At 68.0% G+C, this 17,568-nt stretch carries 17 protein-coding genes; 5 read left to right on the top strand and 12 right to left on the bottom strand.

Going from position 1 to position 17,568, the window contains the following annotated elements:
* The first annotated feature begins 7 nt into the window (after nt 1-7).
* Complete coding sequence (locus ACIBG5_RS36925; protein ID WP_396396348.1) at nt 8-1,672, top strand: fumarate hydratase; 1,665 nt, start codon at nt 8-10, stop codon at nt 1,670-1,672.
* A 214-nt stretch (nt 1,673-1,886) separates the two neighbouring features.
* A complete protein-coding gene (locus tag ACIBG5_RS36930; protein ID WP_396396349.1) occupies nt 1,887-2,315 on the top strand; it encodes a nitroreductase/quinone reductase family protein in 429 nt (142 codons plus the stop codon).
* A 2-nt stretch (nt 2,316-2,317) separates the two neighbouring features.
* On the opposite strand, the gene ACIBG5_RS36935 is transcribed toward ACIBG5_RS36930, so the two are convergent.
* The 9 genes from ACIBG5_RS36935 to ACIBG5_RS36975 all read right to left on the bottom strand — a co-directional run bounded on the left by ACIBG5_RS36935 (nt 2,318) and on the right by ACIBG5_RS36975 (nt 11,028).
* Nucleotides 2,318-2,476 carry a hypothetical protein gene (locus tag ACIBG5_RS36935; protein WP_360441696.1) on the bottom strand — a complete coding sequence of 53 codons (159 nt, stop codon included), beginning with the start codon at nt 2,474-2,476 and terminating at the stop codon, nt 2,318-2,320.
* Nucleotides 2,477-2,538: 62 nt separating this feature from the next.
* Nucleotides 2,539-3,117 carry a hypothetical protein gene (locus tag ACIBG5_RS36940; RefSeq protein WP_396396351.1) on the bottom strand — a complete coding sequence of 193 codons (579 nt, stop codon included), beginning with the start codon at nt 3,115-3,117 and terminating at the stop codon, nt 2,539-2,541.
* A complete protein-coding gene (locus ACIBG5_RS36945; RefSeq protein WP_396396352.1) occupies nt 3,114-3,797 on the bottom strand; it encodes a DUF402 domain-containing protein in 684 nt (227 codons plus the stop codon). The genes ACIBG5_RS36940 and ACIBG5_RS36945 overlap by 4 nt, the downstream gene beginning before the upstream one ends.
* On the bottom strand, nt 3,794-5,197 hold the full coding sequence (locus tag ACIBG5_RS36950) for a class II fumarate hydratase (protein ID WP_396396353.1): 1,404 nt from the start codon (nt 5,195-5,197) through the stop codon (nt 3,794-3,796). Before ACIBG5_RS36950 ends, ACIBG5_RS36945 begins: the two co-directional genes overlap by 4 nt.
* A gap of 44 nt (nt 5,198-5,241) precedes the next feature.
* Nucleotides 5,242-5,898, bottom strand: a complete 657-nt coding sequence (locus ACIBG5_RS36955; protein ID WP_396396355.1) for a hypothetical protein — start codon at nt 5,896-5,898, stop codon at nt 5,242-5,244.
* A gap of 19 nt (nt 5,899-5,917) precedes the next feature.
* The gene (locus ACIBG5_RS36960) at nt 5,918-6,502 is read right to left on the bottom strand and encodes a dihydrofolate reductase family protein (RefSeq protein WP_396396356.1); all 585 of its coding nucleotides are present in this window, start codon (nt 6,500-6,502) and stop codon (nt 5,918-5,920) included.
* A gap of 99 nt (nt 6,503-6,601) precedes the next feature.
* Entirely contained in the window at nt 6,602-7,267 is a 666-nt protein-coding gene (locus ACIBG5_RS36965) for a hypothetical protein (protein WP_396396358.1), read from the bottom strand.
* 217 nt (nt 7,268-7,484) lie between these two features.
* Nucleotides 7,485-8,819, bottom strand: a complete 1,335-nt coding sequence (locus tag ACIBG5_RS36970; RefSeq protein ID WP_131516496.1) for a PhoH family protein — start codon at nt 8,817-8,819, stop codon at nt 7,485-7,487.
* A gap of 1,429 nt (nt 8,820-10,248) precedes the next feature.
* Nucleotides 10,249-11,028 (bottom strand): isoprenyl transferase, encoded by a 780-nt coding sequence (locus tag ACIBG5_RS36975; protein WP_360441717.1) that lies wholly within the window; start codon nt 11,026-11,028, stop codon nt 10,249-10,251.
* Nucleotides 11,029-11,286: 258 nt separating this feature from the next.
* Between ACIBG5_RS36975 and ACIBG5_RS36980 the strand changes: the two genes are divergently transcribed.
* Nucleotides 11,287-11,982, top strand: coding sequence for a hemolysin III family protein (locus ACIBG5_RS36980; protein WP_396396360.1), 696 nt, complete (start codon nt 11,287-11,289; stop codon nt 11,980-11,982).
* Here the strand turns inward: ACIBG5_RS36980 and ACIBG5_RS36985 are convergent.
* On the bottom strand, nt 11,979-12,431 hold the full coding sequence (locus ACIBG5_RS36985) for a MarR family winged helix-turn-helix transcriptional regulator (RefSeq protein ID WP_396396362.1): 453 nt from the start codon (nt 12,429-12,431) through the stop codon (nt 11,979-11,981). The genes ACIBG5_RS36980 and ACIBG5_RS36985 overlap by 4 nt on opposite strands.
* 114 nt (nt 12,432-12,545) lie before the next feature.
* Between ACIBG5_RS36985 and ACIBG5_RS36990 the strand changes: the two genes are divergently transcribed.
* Nucleotides 12,546-13,718, top strand: coding sequence for a phosphotransferase (locus ACIBG5_RS36990; RefSeq protein WP_396396364.1), 1,173 nt, complete (start codon nt 12,546-12,548; stop codon nt 13,716-13,718).
* 62 nt (nt 13,719-13,780) lie between these two features.
* A complete protein-coding gene (locus ACIBG5_RS36995) occupies nt 13,781-14,305 on the top strand; it encodes a hypothetical protein (protein WP_396396366.1) in 525 nt (174 codons plus the stop codon).
* 57 nt (nt 14,306-14,362) lie between these two features.
* On the opposite strand, the gene ACIBG5_RS37000 is transcribed toward ACIBG5_RS36995, so the two are convergent.
* Together ACIBG5_RS37000 and ACIBG5_RS37005 are read right to left on the bottom strand one after the other, a co-directional pair.
* The gene (locus ACIBG5_RS37000) at nt 14,363-15,205 is read right to left on the bottom strand and encodes a M28 family peptidase (RefSeq protein ID WP_396396368.1); all 843 of its coding nucleotides are present in this window, start codon (nt 15,203-15,205) and stop codon (nt 14,363-14,365) included.
* A gap of 97 nt (nt 15,206-15,302) precedes the next feature.
* Nucleotides 15,303-17,384: a M4 family metallopeptidase gene (locus ACIBG5_RS37005; RefSeq protein ID WP_396396369.1), complete on the bottom strand. Its 2,082-nt coding sequence runs from the start codon at nt 17,382-17,384 to the stop codon at nt 15,303-15,305.
* Nucleotides 17,385-17,568: the final 184 nt, after the last annotated feature.

Below are 17,568 nucleotides of genomic sequence, written 5' to 3' on the forward strand. Positions count from 1 at the left end.
TACGCCGGTGTCCGCCGACTTCAACTACTCCGATCTGTTACCCCTGGGTGCCGACGACACGGAGTACCGGCTGCTGACGACCGAAGGTGTCAGTACGTTCACGGCTGGCGACCGGACGTTCCTGCAGATCGAGCCCGACGTACTGCGGACGCTGACCGCGGAGGCGATGCACGACATCTCGCACTACCTGCGGACTGCGCACCTGGAGCAGTTGCGCCGGATCATCGACGACCCGGAGGCGTCCGGGAACGACCGGTTCGTCGCACTCGACCTGCTGAAGAACGCGAACATCTCGGCCGGCGGCGTACTGCCGATGTGCCAGGACACCGGGACCGCGATCGTGATGGGCAAGAAGTCCGAGGGCGTGCTCACCGGGGCGGCCGACGAGGAGTGGATCAGCCGCGGGGTGTACGACGCGTACACCAAGCTGAACCTGCGCTACTCGCAGATGGCCCCGCTGACCATGTGGGAGGAGAAGAACACCGGCTCCAACCTGCCGGCCCAGGTCGAGCTGTACTCGACTCCGGACCACGGCGACCCGGCGTACAAGTTCCTGTTCATGGCCAAGGGTGGCGGCTCGGCGAACAAGTCGTTCCTGTTCCAGGAGACCAAGGCGGTGCTCAACCCGGACGGGATGATGAAGTTCCTGGACGAGAAGATCCGCTCCCTCGGTACGGCAGCCTGCCCGCCGTACCACCTGGCGATCGTGGTCGGCGGCACCTCGGCGGAGTACGCGCTGAAGACCGCGAAGTACGCCTCCGCGCACTACCTCGACTCGTTGCCGACCTCGGGATCGCCGGTGGGGCACGGGTTCCGCGACCTGGAGCTCGAGGAGGAGGTCTTCAAGCTCACGCAGGCGTTCGGGATCGGCGCGCAATTCGGCGGCAAGTACTTCTGCCACGACGTGCGGGTGATCCGGCTGCCGCGGCACGGCGCGTCCTGCCCGGTCGCAATCGCTGTGTCGTGCTCGGCGGACCGGCAGGCGCTGGCGAAGATCACGCCGGAGGGTGTGTTCCTGGAGCAACTCGAGCGGGACCCGGCGCGGTTCCTGCCGGACACCACCGACGAGCACCTCGCCGACGAGACCGAGGTGGTCCGGATCGACCTGAACCGGCCGATGAGTGAGATCCGCGCGGAGCTGACCAAGCTGCCCGTGAAGACCAGGCTGTCGCTGAGCGGCCCGTTGGTCGTCGCGCGGGACATCGCGCACGCGAAGATCAAGGAGCGGCTGGACGCGGGCGAGCCGATGCCGCAGTACCTGCGCGACCACGCCGTGTACTACGCGGGTCCGGCGAAGACCCCGGAGGGGTACGCCTCCGGGTCCTTCGGGCCGACGACGGCCGGCCGGATGGATGCGTACGTCGATCAGTTCCAGGCCGCCGGTGGATCGTTCGTGATGCTTGCCAAGGGCAACCGCTCGGCCAAGGTGACGCAGGCGTGCAAGGAGCACGGCGGCTTCTATCTCGGCTCGATCGGCGGTCCGGCGGCCCGGCTCGCGCAGGACTGCATCAAGTCGGTCGATGTGGTCGAGTACGCCGAGCTCGGGATGGAAGCTGTCTGGAAGATCGAGGTCGAGGACTTCCCGGCGTTCGTCGTGGTGGACGACAAGGGCAACGATTTCTTCACCGACACCCGCAAACCAGTCCCCCTCACCGTCCGCCCCAGAAGCTGAACCTGCGGGGAAGTGAGCAGAGCACACCCGCAAGCCCGTCCGTCGGAGGAGCTGAACCTGCGGGCCATCACCATCGGCCCTCGTCGGCGCCGCTGAGCGTGAGTGCCAGGTGGTGACGGCTGTTGTGATGGCCTGGCGGTCCGCACCTGCGACTGAGCCGAGTGGTTGACGTCGGCGGGTGATCGCCGGACGCTCGGGAGCGGGGGTGGTTGTGATGGGTCGGCGGATGCTGCGGATGGGGAATCGGATCGGGGTGTGGATGTATCGCACGCTCGATGGGCGGTTTGCGAGTGGGAGCAAGGACGTGCACGTCCTGATGCTGACCACGCCCGGCCGGCGGACCGGAGTACCGCACTCGACCTGCGTGCGCTACCTGGAGGCGCCGGATGGGCTACTGGTGTGGGGAACCGGGTCGGGCTCCCGGCAGGATCCGGACTGGTTCTGCAACCTGCGCGCGGTCGAGGTGACCGACGTGCAGCTCGGCGCGAAGCACGTCCGGATGCGTCCGCGGGAGTTGACCGGGGTGGAGCGGCAGACCGCGTGGACTGATGTCATCCTGCGCGAGGACCCGGGCATCGGTCGGTTCGCGACCAAGGCCAAGCGCACGATTCCGGTCGCCGTACTGGAACCTGAGCAGCGCTGACCTCAGCTGGCCTGGCTTTGGACCGGCTCGGGGAGCTTGACCAGGACGGCCCTGGCGGCTCGCACGAGGTCGGCTTCGTTGTGGCCGAAGGCCTGGAGGTAGCTCCCGAGGGCGGATCGCAGTAGTTGCAGTTCCTCGGCTTCCAGCTCGATGGTGTACATGATTCCAAGGTAAGTCCGAACCGGGCAGAAGGAACCGCTCGTGATGCACCCGTTGTGAGCGGTCAGCCGATGCGCCAGCCGGCCTTGCCGAGGATCTGGGCCGCGGTCTCCGCCGGGGAGCCGTCGTTGGTGACTGTGAAGTCCTCGATCGGCTGGTGAGCGGCGGCCTCGGCCAGTGCCGCCTGCAGGTCCCAGTCGGGTCCACGGGTCAACCGGGTCCGCGCTGCAACGAGGTCCGGCGGGGTCAGCACCCTGACTATCCGTACGTCGCAGTCGGCGAGCGCCTCCGTGTACGCCGCTTTGAGCTCGGTGGTCTCGACATGCCCGCTCACGATCAGGAAGCGGGCGCCCGCGTCGCGGTAGGTGGGCCAGACGGCCGCAAGGTTGCGCGCCTTGAGCCGGTCATGAAACCGGAGCCCAGAATCCGACACCGCATCCGACACCGCATCCGACGCCGCATGCAGCGCCGCATCCAGTGCCGCGGCCGGTGCCGGTGGCGGCGGGCCGAACTGGCCCACGGCGTCCAGGTCGACGACGGCGGTCGGGTGACGATCGGCCGTCAGGAGGCGGGCGATCGCCTGAGCGACTGTGGTCTTGCCAACTCCCCCACCGCCAGAGAGGAGCAGCGCCTGCGCGCTCAACTGTGCAGCTCCTCGGCGATCAGGACCGGCTGATGCGACGTCGGCGCCGTCGGCAACCGCCAGTCCGGTGGCGCGGTCCACGTCTGCCAGCCGTCCGAGAACGGCGACGTCCAGGCCTCGATGTCACGGACGGCCGCGTGGGCATCGGCGATGATCCGCTCAGCCTCGGCCGCCGTGAAGCGCCCCGCGGTGACCGCACCCTCCAGTTCGTCCTCGTCCTTCCACTCGATCATGCGATCCGGCCGGATCCACAGGTCAAGGACGTGGTCGACGGTGCTGGTCCGGCGTGCCTCCGCGTCGCGCACGTGCGGGGCCTCGAGGTTCACGTACCAACCGCGGAAGCTGCCGTCCTCGGCCCAGAAGTGCCAGACCGACCACGGCTTGCCCGGCGGCAGCACCTTGAGGATCCCCGTCCCGCGCCAGACATCGAGCTTCAGCACCCGGTCCTCGGTGAACATCGCGACCGGACCGGCGGACCTGGTCTCCCGGCCGTCCACCAGCACGGGCTTGATCAGCGGCGTGCCCGGAGCGAGCCAGGCCACCAGGCCGTCCTCATCGTCACGCACCACGGTCATCGGCCGGACGTTCGGCTTGTCCGCGTGCCGTCCGGTCCCCTCGTACACCCACTCGATCGTGGTCCCCGGCTGCCAGAAGCGCGCCCGCGCCGCGGCTGCCGTCACGGCTGGGCCGGCCGGGTCATGGACAGTACGTCGAGGGCCGCGTCCAACTGCTCCTCGGTCAGATCACCCTTCTCGACGTGCCCGTTCTCGATCACGACCTCGCGGATGGTCTTGCCCTGTTTGAGCGCGCTCTTCGCGACCGCGGCGGCGTTCTCGTAGCCGATGTAGCGGTTCAGCGGTGTCACGATCGACGGCGACGACTCGGCCAGCGCACGGGCGTGGTCGACGTTCGCGGTGATGCCGTCGACGCAACGGTCGGCCAGCAGCCGGGAACTGTTCGCCAGCAGGGTGATCGACTCGAGCAGATTGCGGGCGATCACCGGCAGCATCACGTTCAGCTCGAAGTTGCCGCCGGCACCGGCCACGGTGATCGTGGTGTCGTTGCCGATCACCTGCGCGGCGACCATCAGCGTCGCCTCGCAGATCACCGGGTTCACCTTGCCCGGCATGATGCTCGAGCCCGGTTGCAGGTCCGGCAGGGCGATCTCGCCGAGCCCGGCGCGCGGCCCGGATCCCATCCAGCGCAGGTCGTTGCAGATCTTGGTCAGGCTGACCGCGATCGTCTTCAGCTGCCCCGACAACTCGACCAGACCGTCGCGCGCACCCTGCGCCTCGAAGTGGTCGTCGGCCTCGCTCAACTCCAGACCGGTACGCCGGTTCAGCTCCGTGATCACCTTGGCCGCAAACCCTGGTGGTGTGTTGATCCCGGTCCCGACTGCCGTGCCGCCCAGTGGAAGCTCGGCGACCCGCGCCAGCGTCGCACGCACCCGCTCCGCACCGCGCCGCACCTGCTGCGCGTACCCGTTGAACTCCTGCCCGAGCGTCACCGGCGTCGCGTCCATCAGGTGGGTGCGCCCGGACTTGACCACCTCGCCGAACTCGGATCCCTTACGAGACAGGGATTCCGCCAGGTGCTCGAGCGCCGGCAGCAGCTCCTGGACGACGCCCGCGGTCGCGGCGACGTGGATCGAGGACGGGAACGTGTCGTTGCTCGACTGCGACGCGTTCACGTGGTCGTTCGGATGCACGTCGCTGCCGAGGGCGCGGGTCGCGAGCGTGGCCAGCACCTCGTTGACGTTCATGTTCGTCGACGTGCCGGAGCCGGTCTGGAACACGTCGATCGGGAACTCAGCGTCGTACTCACCGCTGGTCACCTGGTCCGCGGCGGCCACGATCGCGGCCGATCGCTCTCCGTCCAGCACGCCGAGCTCGGCGTTCACCACCGCCGCCGAGGCCTTGATCTGGGCGAGCGCGTGGATGAGCGCCGGCGCCAGCGGCCGGCCGGAGATCGGGAAGTTCTCCACCGCACGCTGGGTCTGCGCCCGCCACAACGCCTCCCGAGGCACCTTGACCTCGCCCATCGTGTCGTGCTCGATCCTGAATTCCGCATTGTCACCCATACCAGCAGAGTACGTCGCTCCACGCAGTCGCCGACGACCGATTGTCAAACTGTGGATAACGAACCCTGGTACACGAAGTACGTCTCCGCCCGCCCCTGCAAAGTCACCGGGACGGGCGTGACCGCACACGCCCCGAAGACAGCTGTGACCGCGGTCTCCAACGCATCCGACGCCGACGAGGACCAGACGGTCAGTACGCCGCCAGTCCGCAGCTTCGACCGGCAGACAGTCAGGAACGGCGACGCGTAGATGGCCGAGTTCTCGTTGTAGACAAGGAAGTCCGGGCCGTTGTCCACATCCAGCAGGATCCCGTCGAGCGATGCATCGGACGACGCGGCAACGACCGCACGTACATCGCTGACGACCACGGACACCCGCGGATCGTCCAGCACCGACGGCACCAGTCCCGACCGCATCCACGCGACCAGGTCCGGCTCGATCTCCGCGACCACGACCTCACCGAGCCGGTCGTCGGTCAGCAACGCACGGACGGTGTAGCCGAGCCCGAGACCACCGACCAGGACGCGGTCAGGACGTCGTACCGAGGCCAGGGCGGCGGACGCGAGCAGCTCCTCGCTGGAGGTCTCACGGTCGTCCATCACGAAGACGCCGTTCACCCGCAGCTCGAGGGCTCCGTCGTCGTCACGCCGCCGCAGGACCAGCTCGCCCCGTTCAGTGCTCCCCCGCGCGATCTCCGGCACGCCGACATCCTGCCAGGCCTCAGTAGTGCACCTTGAACCGCAGGTGCGTGGCGTTGCCCGACGGTACGACGTCGGTCCGCTCCAGCTGGTACTGCCGGCTTCCGACGTTCTCGAACAGCGGGGTCCCCGACTGCAGCAGAACCGGCACCAGATGAATCTGGATCTCGTCCAGCAGTCCGGCGGCCAGGCACTGCTGCGCCGCGCTCGCGCCGTGCACCCCGACGACCCGGTCGCCGGCCGCATCCTTGGCCGCCTTGACCGCCGCCTCGATGCCCTCACTGACGAACGTGAACACCTTCGGCGCCCGCACGGTCTCAGCAGCGGGTGGGTTGTGGGTGAGCACGAAGCACGGAAGCTGCCCGGCCGGACCGCCGTCGCCCCAGCCTCCGTCGCCCTCAGCCAGGTCGTAGGACCGGCGGCCCATCAGGATCGCTCCGGCCGAGGCGACCATGCCGTCGAGAACCGCGGTGTCCTCCGGGAACGGCTCCCAGAGCCAGCGGTGCAGGATGTCGCCGCCGACGCCGAGCTGGTGTTCCCTGGTCACGTCCGGACCGGTGATGTAGCCGTCCAGCGACATCGAGATGCCCGAGATGACGAGTGCCATGATGACTCCTTCGAAGAGGTGATTCCTACTCCTCGAAGCTTGCCGGTCAGACGCTCGTACGCGCCTCCGCGATCAGCACGGAAACACCACGGAACGGGCTCAGTACCAGCCCTTGGCCTGCGAGTGGCCCCAGGCCGAGCACGGGGAGCCGTACGCGTCCTCGATGTAGTCCAGGCCCCACTTGATCTGGGTGACCGGGTTGGTCCGCCAGTCCGAGCCGTACGCCGCCATCCGGTAGCCGGGCAGTGCCTGCGGGATGCCGTACGCAGAGGAGGTCGGGTTGTCGGCGTCGACCTGCCAGCGAGACTCCTTGTTCCACAGCTTCTCGAGGCAGCTGAACTGGCTCTCGCCCCAGCCGTGGTCGGGCAGGAGGTTCATCGCGACCTCCTTGGGCGTGCCCTCGAGCTTCTTCCGCTCGGCGTCGCGGCTGGCCCGCTCCTCGCGCGAGTCGTTGTCCTTCTCCTGCAGCGCCTTGTACCGCTTCAGGGCCGCGTTCTTGGCCGCGCGGACCATGGCGGCCTTGTCCTGGGTCGCCTTGCGCTGGGCCTCGACGGCCTCGATCTGGTTGCGCAGCCGGATGACCTCCTGGGCCTGCTCCTCGGGGGACAGTCCCTTGGGCGAGGGCGTCTTCACCGCGCGGGCCTTCTCGCTGTTCAGCACGGCCATCTCGGCCCGGCCGGACACCTGTTCCGAGGCGACGCTGCTCCCGGGGGAGCTGAAGAGGTCGATACCGGCGACAACGGAGACGACGACGATTCCAGTCACTGAGAGAACCGCGACGGAGCGCTTCGCTTTCATCTGTCCTTCCGAGGAAACCCGACCCCCGTCGGCTGGCAACAGGAACATACTCTGGCGTAAACCGACCGTGATCACAAGCAGGTCACAGACAACGGTGCGGCCGCCCGACGGGCGACCGCACCGTGCACGCGGAAGTCTTACGCGTGCTTTACAGACAGAGATTACCTAAGGGTAGAAACGCTCCTTACAGCTGCAGATCGTCCAGCATCTCGGTGACCAGCGCGGCGATCGGCGACCGCTCCGAGCGGGTCAGGGTGACGTGCGCGAACAGCGGGTGTCCCTTCAGTTGCTCGACCACCGCGACCACTCCGTCGTGCCGGCCGACCCGCAGGTTGTCCCGCTGAGCGACGTCGTGGGTGAGCACCACCCTCGAGTTCGCACCGACCCGCGAGAGCACCGTCAGCAGCACGTTGCGCTCCAGCGACTGGGCCTCGTCGACGATCACGAACGCGTCATGCAGCGAGCGGCCGCGGATGTGGGTCAGCGGCAGCACCTCGAGCATGCCGCGGTCGATCACCTCGTCGATCACGTCACTGCTGGTCAGCGCGCCGAGCGTGTCGTACACGGCCTGCGCCCACGGCTGCATCTTCTCCGACTCCGAGCCGGGCAGGTAGCCGAGCTCCTGGCCGCCGACCGCGAACAGCGGCCGGAAGACGACCACCTTCTTGTGCTGCCGCCGTTCCATCACCGCCTCGAGACCGGCGCAGAGCGCGAGCGCGGACTTGCCGGTGCCGGCCCGACCGCCGAGCGAGATGATCCCGACGTCGGGGTCCAGCAGGAGATCGAGCGCGACCCGCTGCTCGGCCGACCGGCCGCGAATCCCGAACGCCTCCCGGTCACCCCGGACCAGCCGGACCCGCTTGTCCGGCATCACCCGGCCGAGCGCGCTGCCCCGCTCGGACAGCAGCACCAACCCGGTATGGGTCGGGAACTCGCCGGCCTGCGGCAGTTCCAGTACGCCGTTCTCGTACAGGTCGTCCACCACGTGGGTCTCGACCTCGAGCTCGCTCATCCCGGTCCAGCCGGACTCCAGCGTCAGCTCGGCCCGGTACTCCTCGGCCATCAGGCCACAGGCCGACGCCTTGACCCGCATCGGCAGGTCCTTCGAGACCAGCGTGACGTCCCGGCCCTCGGACTTGAAGTTGCAGGCCACGGCCAGGATGCGGCTGTCGTTGTCGCCGAGCCGGAAACCGGCCGGCAGGCTCTCCGGATCGGTGTGGTTCAGTTCGACCCGGAGGGTTCCACCCTTCTCCCCCACTGGCAGGGGCGCGTCCAGACGTCCGTACTGGATCCGGAGCTCGTCGAGCAGCCGCAGCGCTGTGCGAGCGAAGTAGCCGAGTTCCGGGTGATGCCGTTTGGCCTCCAATTCGGTGACGACGACCACCGGGACGACCACCTCGTGCTCGTCGAACCGCAGCATCGCGTGCGGGTCGGACAGCAGCACCGAGGTGTCCAGCACAAAGGTGCGCTGGGCCGGTGTGGATGAGGTACTTGACGCCTTGGCGTGGGTGGCAGCCATGTCGCACGTCCTCTCGGGCCGCGACGTGCACCACGCCCGGCCCACCAGTGGTTAGGTGATGGACCGGGAGCTGGCCCGGGGATCTGGTGCAGATCCCCTCCGGATCGCCGCACGGGCAGATCCGGGAACCAGTGAGATCGAGACGCGAGGTCTCGGGCACTCCGTTCTGCCCCTCATGGGGCAACCGGCTGGCGAACGATTCTCAAGCTGATCGGGCCTCCCGGACAGCCGGCTTCCCCTCCGACCGTCACTAAGGAGCGTAGGTCGGCGGCGCAAACCCCGCATTCCGACACGCCCGGCCACGGGGTTAACGGCGTGTTACTTCTTCCCCCCACGCGGGGGAGGTCGTTCACCCTGCGGAGTGATCCGGTCCGCGACGCTGCGCGACAGTCTCGTCACATGCGGAAGAACTGGCCGGTGTGGACCGGGTACGCGACGGCTCTGTGGTCCCTGACGTACGGCGTTCTGGGCGTCCACTGGGCCTTCGGCGGAGCCGGCTACCCGTTCGCGAAAGTGACCGATGATCGTGCAACCGCCTCGATCCTGGAGGGCACGCCCGCCCACGTCGTGGCCCCGGTCATGGCGGCCATCGGGCTCGGTGGCGCTGTGCTGGCGATCGTGATGACCAGACGCCCGGCCCGGGGTTGGGTGCTGCAGACAATCGCGGCCGTACTGGCCGTCGGGCTCGCGGTGGTGATCCCTGACTACACACTGATCGCGATAGTTGCCCTCGCCCCTGCACTGGTCGTCTTCGCGTTCACCGGCGTACCGGGTGAACAGGGCGGCGTGGGCGACATCCTCTATTGGCACCGGGTGAACCTGATCATCGTGTTCGTCGGTGGTCTGCTGTGGGCGGCCACCGCGATCGCGTACCACCGCCGCAGCCGGAACGCCTGTGTTTCCTGCGGTCGCAGCGATCGCCCCGATCCGGCCTGGACGACACCGCGGGAAGCCGTTCGCTGGGGTCGCATCGCGGTCATCGTCGCGGTGGCCGCCAACCTGCCGTACGAGTTCACCCGGGTGGCGTGGTTCTTCGGCTGGCCGGTCGGGATCAGCGACGAGTTCCACCAGATGATGGCCGACACGCCCGGCATGCTGGCGATGGGCCTCGGGCTGGCCGTGATGGGCGTCGGCGGCGGCATCCTGACCCACGGCCTGGTGCACCGCTGGGGCGAGGTCTATCCGCGCTGGATCTGGTTCAAGGCGGGCAAGCGCGTCCCACCACTCCTCGCGATCATCCCGGCCTCGGTGGTGGCCGTCATACTGGTCCCGGCCGGTTTGATGAACACCCAGCTCCCCTTGGACGGCGACACCTGGGCCCTCAACGGTCCCGGGATCCTCTGGGTGGTCTGGGGAGCCGCCCTGGGTACGGCGACGTACGCCTACTACCTGCGACGACGTACGACGTGTGCACGCTGCGGACGCGGGGTCACGTCCCGAAGCGGCGCTCCCGTTGTGCGTAGCTCCGGATCGCCCGCAGGAAGTCGACATGCCGGAAATCCGGCCACAGGGCTTCACAGAAGTAGAACTCGCTCAGCGCGCTCTGCCAGAGCAGGAAGCCGCCGAGTCGCTGCTCGCCCGACGTCCGGATGACCAGGTCCGGGTCCGGCTGGCCCTTCGTGTACAGGTGCCGCGCGATGTGCTCGACGTCGACGCGCTCGGCCAGCTCCTCGATGGAGATGCCCTGCGCGGCTTCCTCGAGCAGGAGCGACCGGACCGCATCGGCCAGCTCGCGGCGGCCGCCGTACCCGACCGCGACGTTGACCAGCATCCCGTCGACTTCATGCGTGGCCGTCTCGGCCGCCTTGAGTGTCTCGGCGGTGGCGCCGGGCAACAGGTCGAGCGCACCGACCGGGTGGATCCGCCAACGGCCGATGGCGGTCAGCTCGTCGACGGTCTGCTCGATGATCCGCAGCAGTGGCTCCAACTCGTCGCTCGGCCGGCTCAGGTTGTCGGTCGAGAGCATCCAGACGGTGACGACCTTGACGCCGACGTCGTCGCACCAGTCGAGGAACTCGACGATCTTGTTCGCCCCGGCCTCGTGACCGCGCGACACTGGGTCGCCGACGGCCCGGGCCCAGCGCCGGTTGCCGTCGATGATGACGCCGATGTGCCGCGGGATCCGGTCCGGCGACAGCGATCGGACCAGCCGGCGTTCGTACAGGCCGTACACCGCGTCGCGCAGCTTTTGCTTGCCAGGTGTCCGCATGGGCAGGTGCTCTCCTCGAAGACTCTCGGTCACGAGGCTAGCCCAGATCGGCCGCTGTTGAGAGGGCGCGGAGCGGCTCGGAGAAAGCTGCCGGGGACTTCGAACTTTCGCCGAAGTTCGTGCGTCGGACACGCGGGTGGCGGTGTGCCAACGGGTGATGTCGCCTACATTTCATGCTTATGGACGATCGAACCTACGGTCCCGTAGGTTACGGTTGCGTAGGTACTGAACCGCCCGGCACCCCTCGAAAGGACGGCGATGACCGCTACCAGCGCCCAGCCCCAGGAAGTCGGTCACCGGCTGTCCGGAAGACTCGCGCCGCTGAAGCCCAAGCTTCGCGGCTGGCTGCACGCCGGCACCTTCCCGTTCGCGACCGCTGCCGGCATCGTGCTGATCTGTCTCGCCCCCGGCGCCGAGGCCCGCTGGGCCGCCGCGGTCTACACCATGGGCGCGATGCTGCTGTTCGGCATCTCCGCGCTGTACCACCGGTTCTACTGGGGGCCGACCGGTGAGGCGATCCTGCGCCGGCTCGACCACAGCAACATCTTCCTGCTGATCGCCGGCACCTACACGCCGCTCGGGATGGTCCTGCTGCACGGCGACAACCGGCTGCTGATGCTCGGCCTGGTCTGGGGTGGGGCGCTGCTCGGCATCCTGTTCCGGATCTTCTGGGTGAGCGCACCGCGCTGGCTCTACACGCCGATCTACCTCGCCCTCGGCTGGGTGGCGATCTTCTGGATGGGCGACATCTACCACGAGGGCGGCGCGGCGGTGGTCACGCTGATCGCGGTCGGCGGCGGGCTCTACTCGATCGGCGCGGTCGTCTACGGCACCAAGCGGCCGAACCCGTCACCGCTGTGGTTCGGCTTCCACGAGATCTTCCACGCCTTCACCGTGGCCGCGTTCGTCTGCCACTACATCGCCGTCAGCATCGCGACGTACCAGGTCGGCTAACGTCCCAGAAGCTTGAGGGTTTCGCGCAGTACGTCGTACCTTTCGCGGCCCAACCGCTGTTCCCACAACTCTTCCACGCGGCCGATCGCGGCCCGGCTGAACTCGACCGCCTCGTCACCTCGCGGCGTACGGCGTACCAGCCGGACCCGGCGGTCGCCGCGCAGCCGGTCCGACTCGGTGAACCCCAGCCGCTGCAGGTAGTCGACGTGCTGCCCGAGGCCCTGCTTCGTCATCCCGGCGGCCTCGGCCAGGTCGGTGATCCGGCCGCCCTCCGGCGGGATCATCTCGAGCAGCCGGTAGTGCGACACCCGTAGCCCCGGGAACGCCTGCTCGGAGTCGGCCAGGATCTCTGCCCGTAATCGCGCCATCACGAGTCCGAGCAACCCGGCGATGTGATCGGACCTGACCGGGTCGGCGGGTGCGCCCGAAAGGCCGTTGACGGAAGTCATAAGGCAACTTTACTATCTCGGTAGTAAGGCTGCTTTACTTCTTTCCGTGCTGCCTCTGAAGACTGGCAGAAGGCGCGGGCGGACGATGGGCGGCAGACTGCTTTGGGGGGACGCATGATCACCACTCTGGAACCACTGGGCCGCGACGCCCTGCGCGACGACGATCTGACCGATCTGGTCCGGACCATCACCGGGGACCCGGCCGCCCGGACCGGCGCGGTCCGGGTCGAGCCGGTCGACTACCCGATCGGCACTCCAAGCACTGAGGCCCTGTTCCGGCTCTTCGGTACGGCGACCACGGCCGGCGGCGACACGCTCGACTGGTCCTGCTTCATCAAGAAGCTCCAGTCGGTCCGGCACTGGGCGTACATCGACTCGGTACCCGATCAGTTCCGTGCCGCGTTCATCCAGAACCTGCCGTGGCAGCTGGAGATCGCCGTCCACCGCAGTGGCATCGCGGACGTGCTCCCGGACGGCCTGCGGCTGGCCACGGCGTACCGCATTGATCTGTACGACGACGATCGCGGCACTCTCTGGATGGAGAATGTCATCCAGGAGCCGGGTCCATGGCCGATGGAGCGGTTCGAGCGGGCGGCGTACCTGCTCGGGCGCCTCTCCGCCCGTCGTCAGCCGCATCTGGTCGAGCCACTGCTCCCCCGCGGCAACATCACCACCCCCGGCGTCGGGCTGCGGTACTACACCGGCGGCCGCGTGATGATGACCGCCCTGCCGACCATCGCCGACCCGCAGACGTGGCGGCAGCCGCTGCTGGCCGCGGCGGTCTGCCATCTGGGCGACCACCGTCTGCGTGACGACCTGCTCGACCTGGGTGAGCGCTTGCCCGCCGTACTGGACGCGCTCGACGCGCTGCCGCAGTGCTACCAGCACGGGGACGCGAGTCCGCAGAATCTGCTGGTTCCGGAGGGGAATCCGGACGAGTTCGTGGTGATCGACTGGGGGTTCGACTGCCCGCAGGCGGTCGGGTTCGACCTGGGGCAGTTGCTCGTCGGACTGGCGCATGCCGGTGAGCTGGCGCCCGACGCGCTGCCGGCGGTGCACGACGTGATCTTCAAGGCGTTCCTGAAGGGCCTGGCCGAGGATGGGATGCAGGTGACCGAGGAGCAGGTGCTGTACGGCTATCTCGGCTCACTGTGCGCCCGGGCGACGTTCACCGCGCTGCCGCTGGAGCAGATCACCAAGACCACCAACGACGCGACGCTCGCGATGTTCGAGGACCGCGTCCGGCTCACCCGCGTGCTGGTCGACCTGGTGTCGCGGGTGGTCTAACAAGAACATTTCGGTCGTGTCACAGCTGCAACGAACCGGCCGGCTAGAGGTATCCATGGTGCGTGAGGAACCTCAGCAGATACGCAGTGGTCGCCACGATCAGCACCGTCGCCGGACTGGTCCTGGTCGGCTGTGGTGCCGAGTCCGGCGATGGTGCGGGCGGTACGCCGTCCGCGCCCCCCACGCTGCCCAGCAGCACACCCACGGTGACCCAGTCGACTCCGGTCGGCACGGCTCTGCCGATCACGGTCAGCCGGACCGGTGGCTTCGCGGGCTTCGACGACAAGGTGGTGATCGGCGCCGACGGCGTCGCGACGGTGACCTCGCGCGGCAAGGCCACGGTCCGGTGCAAGCTGGACGCCACCCTGCTGACAACCATCCAGACCGCCGCACAACAGGTCGACTGGGCCAGTCTCACTCCTACCAAGCCGAGCACCCGGCACCCCGACGACATGATCCTCGCGGTCACCGCGAACGGGAAGACGGCCCGCATCGAGGACCCGCAGCTCAAGCCGATGTCGGAGTCTGTGAACCAACTGCTCGCCCAAGCCACCATCCCACCGGGCAAACTCTGCAAGCCGGTCTAACGGGGAGTCCGGGGCGCGTGAGCCTGGGCGGAGGCCAGGCGCCCCGGACGGGGGTTGTCAGTTCGCGGTGTAGTCCTTCTGGGTGTAGATCCAGATCATGTGGCCGATGGCGTCGATCTGGTGGTCCAGCGAGGTCAGGTCCAGGTTGCTGATGGTGTCGCAGGATCGCTGGTAGCAGCGGTCGAACGCCTGCCCCGCCGTACCACCCCACTTCGCTGCCTGGGCTGACGTCTTGGTCTCCTCGGCACCGGCGAACGTACCGGCGGTCGGGATGCCGAGCGACCGGAACGCCGCGTGGTCGGATCGGCCCTGGACGTCGATGAACTCGGTCTGGACATTCTGTTGGGTGAAGTACGCGACGAGATCGTCGCGGGCGCCGTTGCCCGCGGGATTGTCGTCGTACACGAAGTAGCCCGGGTTCGGCGACGCGATCATGTCGAAGTTCAGGTACAGCTCGATCCTGTCGCGTTCCGCGGCGGGCAGGTTGTTCACGTAGTACCTCGAGCCGACCAGCCCGAGTTCCTCAGCACCCCAGAACCCGAACCTCAAACGGTTCCTGGGGGTCTGGCCGCCGGCAGCGTAGGCGAGGGCGGTTTCGAGTACGCCGGCGCTGCCTGAGCCGTTGTCGTTGATACCGGGGCCGGCGCTGACGCTGTCCAGGTGTGAGCCGGCCGCGTCGAGCTTGGCCTTCACCCAGTCGGCCGACGCCTTGTAGCCGGGGCGGCCGGCGGCGCGGTTGCCGCCGTTGCCGGTCGCAATCGACTGGAACTGGTCGAGATGGGCCTTGGTGTTGGTGACGGAGATGTCCGGCGACGCGGCCGCGGTGGCGATGTTGCCTGGAGCAAACACTGCGCCGGCCACGAGGACGGTGCCGAGTCCGGAGTACAGGAAGGTACGCATGGTGGATCTCCTTCAGCCGGGGCGAGCGAAAGGAAATCCGGGGCGCGCGAGCCTGGGCGGAAGGCCGCGCGCCCCGGACGGGATCACCGCGAGACGGTCAGCTCGCGGTCAGCGAGGTGTCGTCGATGACGAAGCTGGTCTGCAGGGAGGAGTCCTCCTGGCCGACGAACTTCACCGTGACGGTCTTTCCCTTGTACTGCGTCACATTGAACGTCTTCTGCACGTACGACGTGTTCTTGTTCAGGTTCGAGTACGTCGCCAGCGTGGTGGTCGTACCACCGTCGACGATCTGTACCTTCGCCGTGTCGTACACCGTCGAGGACGTCGTCTCCGCGGTGTCGATCCGGATCCAGAACGAGAGCGACGCCGCCGTCGCCGAAGCCGGGATCGCGACCGACTGGCCGACGTTCTCGGTGGTGGCGCGGCCGTTGCCCTGCAGCCAGAGCTTCCAGGTGCCGGTGCGAGCCGGACGCCCGGTGTTGTTGGTGATCGGGCCGGCGGTGCCGGTCCAGTTCACCGCACCGGACTCGAAGCCCGGGTTCAGCAGCAGGTTGTCGCCGGTGGGCGGCGGCTCGGTGCCACCACCACAGGCGGCCGCGCCGGCCGGGACGGAGATGCCGCTGAAGGCCGCCTCGATGCCCTTGCACTGCGCCGAGTCGGCGCCGTACAGCTCCTTGGCCGAGGTGATCGCACCCTCACGAGCATCCTTGTAGGTGCTGCCCGAGCTGAGCTTGGTGCTCAGCGTGCGGTACCAGACCTTGGAGGCCACGTCGCGGCCGACACCGGCGATGGTCGCGCCGTTGCAGGCGGTGCTGCTGTGCGTCACGCCACCGATGACCTTGCTGCCGGTGCCCTCGGAGGCCAGGTAGAACCAGTGGTTCAGCGGGCCGGACGAGTAGTGCGGGTCGGCGTTGCCGACCGAGCTGCTCCAGCAGTCGTAGCTGCCCCCGTCCTTCGACGGCTTGTCCATGTAGCGCAGCGGCGTGCCGTTGCCGTTGATGTTGATCTTCTCGCCGATCAGGTAGTCACCCGGGTCGGAGGAGTTGTTGGCGGAGAACTCGACCATGGTGCCGAAGATGTCCGAGGTGGACTCGTTCAGGCCCCCCGCGTCACCGAAGTAGTTCAGGTTGGCGGTCGCCTCGGTGACACCGTGGCTCATCTCGTGGCCGGCCACGTCGATCGCGGTCAGCGGACGGGCGTTGCTCTGACCGTCGCCGTACGTCATCTGGGTGCCGTCCCAGAACGCGTTCACGTAGGCGTTGCCGTAGTGCACCCGGGACCGGGCGCCTTGGCCGTTGTTGAAGATGCCGTTGCGGCCGTGGACGTTCTTGTAGTAATCCCACGTCAGCTGCGCACCGTAGTGCGCGTCGACACCGGCGGTCTGGCGGCTGGACGTCGAGCCGTTGCCCCAGGTGTCGTCGGCGTCGGTGAACGTCGTGCCGTTGCCGGAGGTCGCACCGTTGAGGTCGGTGGTGAAGTTGCCACCGCGGCTCGGGTCGCTCATCGTGAAGCTGCCCGACGTACCGATGCTGACGGTGCCGGAGTACATCGAGTTGCCGGTACCGGTCTTGATCTCGTCGTCCTGGGCCAGCAGGGCGCCGGACTTGGCGTCGATGAACGAGTGCAGCACCGACGGGGTCTGGTCCGGCTTCACACCGGTGGTGACGACCTCGTAGGCGAGCACGGGCTTGGCCGGCGTGACGAACACGACCAGCGCGCCCTTGTTGCCGGTGGCCTTGAACTTGGCCGCCTGGGCGCCCTTGGTGAGCGCCGCCGACTGGGACAGAGTCGGCTTGGTCGCGACACCGACGGACTTCGCGCCGAGGTTGTAGGTGACGGTGATGACATCGCCGATCGCCTCGCCCTTGCGCTTGACGATCAGGTCACCGCCGACGACCTTCAGTCCGTTGAAGGTGCGGTCGTAGCGGACGTACTCGGTACCGTCGGCGTCCTTGACCACGTCGCGGACCTTGAGCACCTCGCCACCGGCGAGTCCGAGGGCTGCGGCCGTCTGCGCGGTCTGCGCCTGTTCGGCCTGGACGGCGGCCGGCTGGTTGAAGCCGGACGCCGGGAGCGGAGCCGCGCGATTCGCGGCGCCCGCTGTCGAGCCGGTGAACGCCGTCGCAAGACCCGCTGTCGCGACGATGGCCACCGCCCCTGCTGATGTCAGTCGTTTCAAGACAACATCTCCTCACGGTGTGGTCGCTGTTTGGGCGCAGCGACCGAATTCAGTTGGGGACGCCGGATGCGTTGGCGCAGCAGTGCCACTGCCTCAGTTGTGACACTGTGTGTCAAGACGTGCGAGTTCTGTTACATCCGACTGAGGGAGGACTCTCGTCCCCAGCGGGCCCGGAGTCAAGGGA

The organism is Kribbella sp. NPDC050241, from assembly GCF_044459685.1.
In the GTDB taxonomy this organism is placed as follows: Bacteria; Actinomycetota; Actinomycetes; order Propionibacteriales; family Kribbellaceae; genus Kribbella.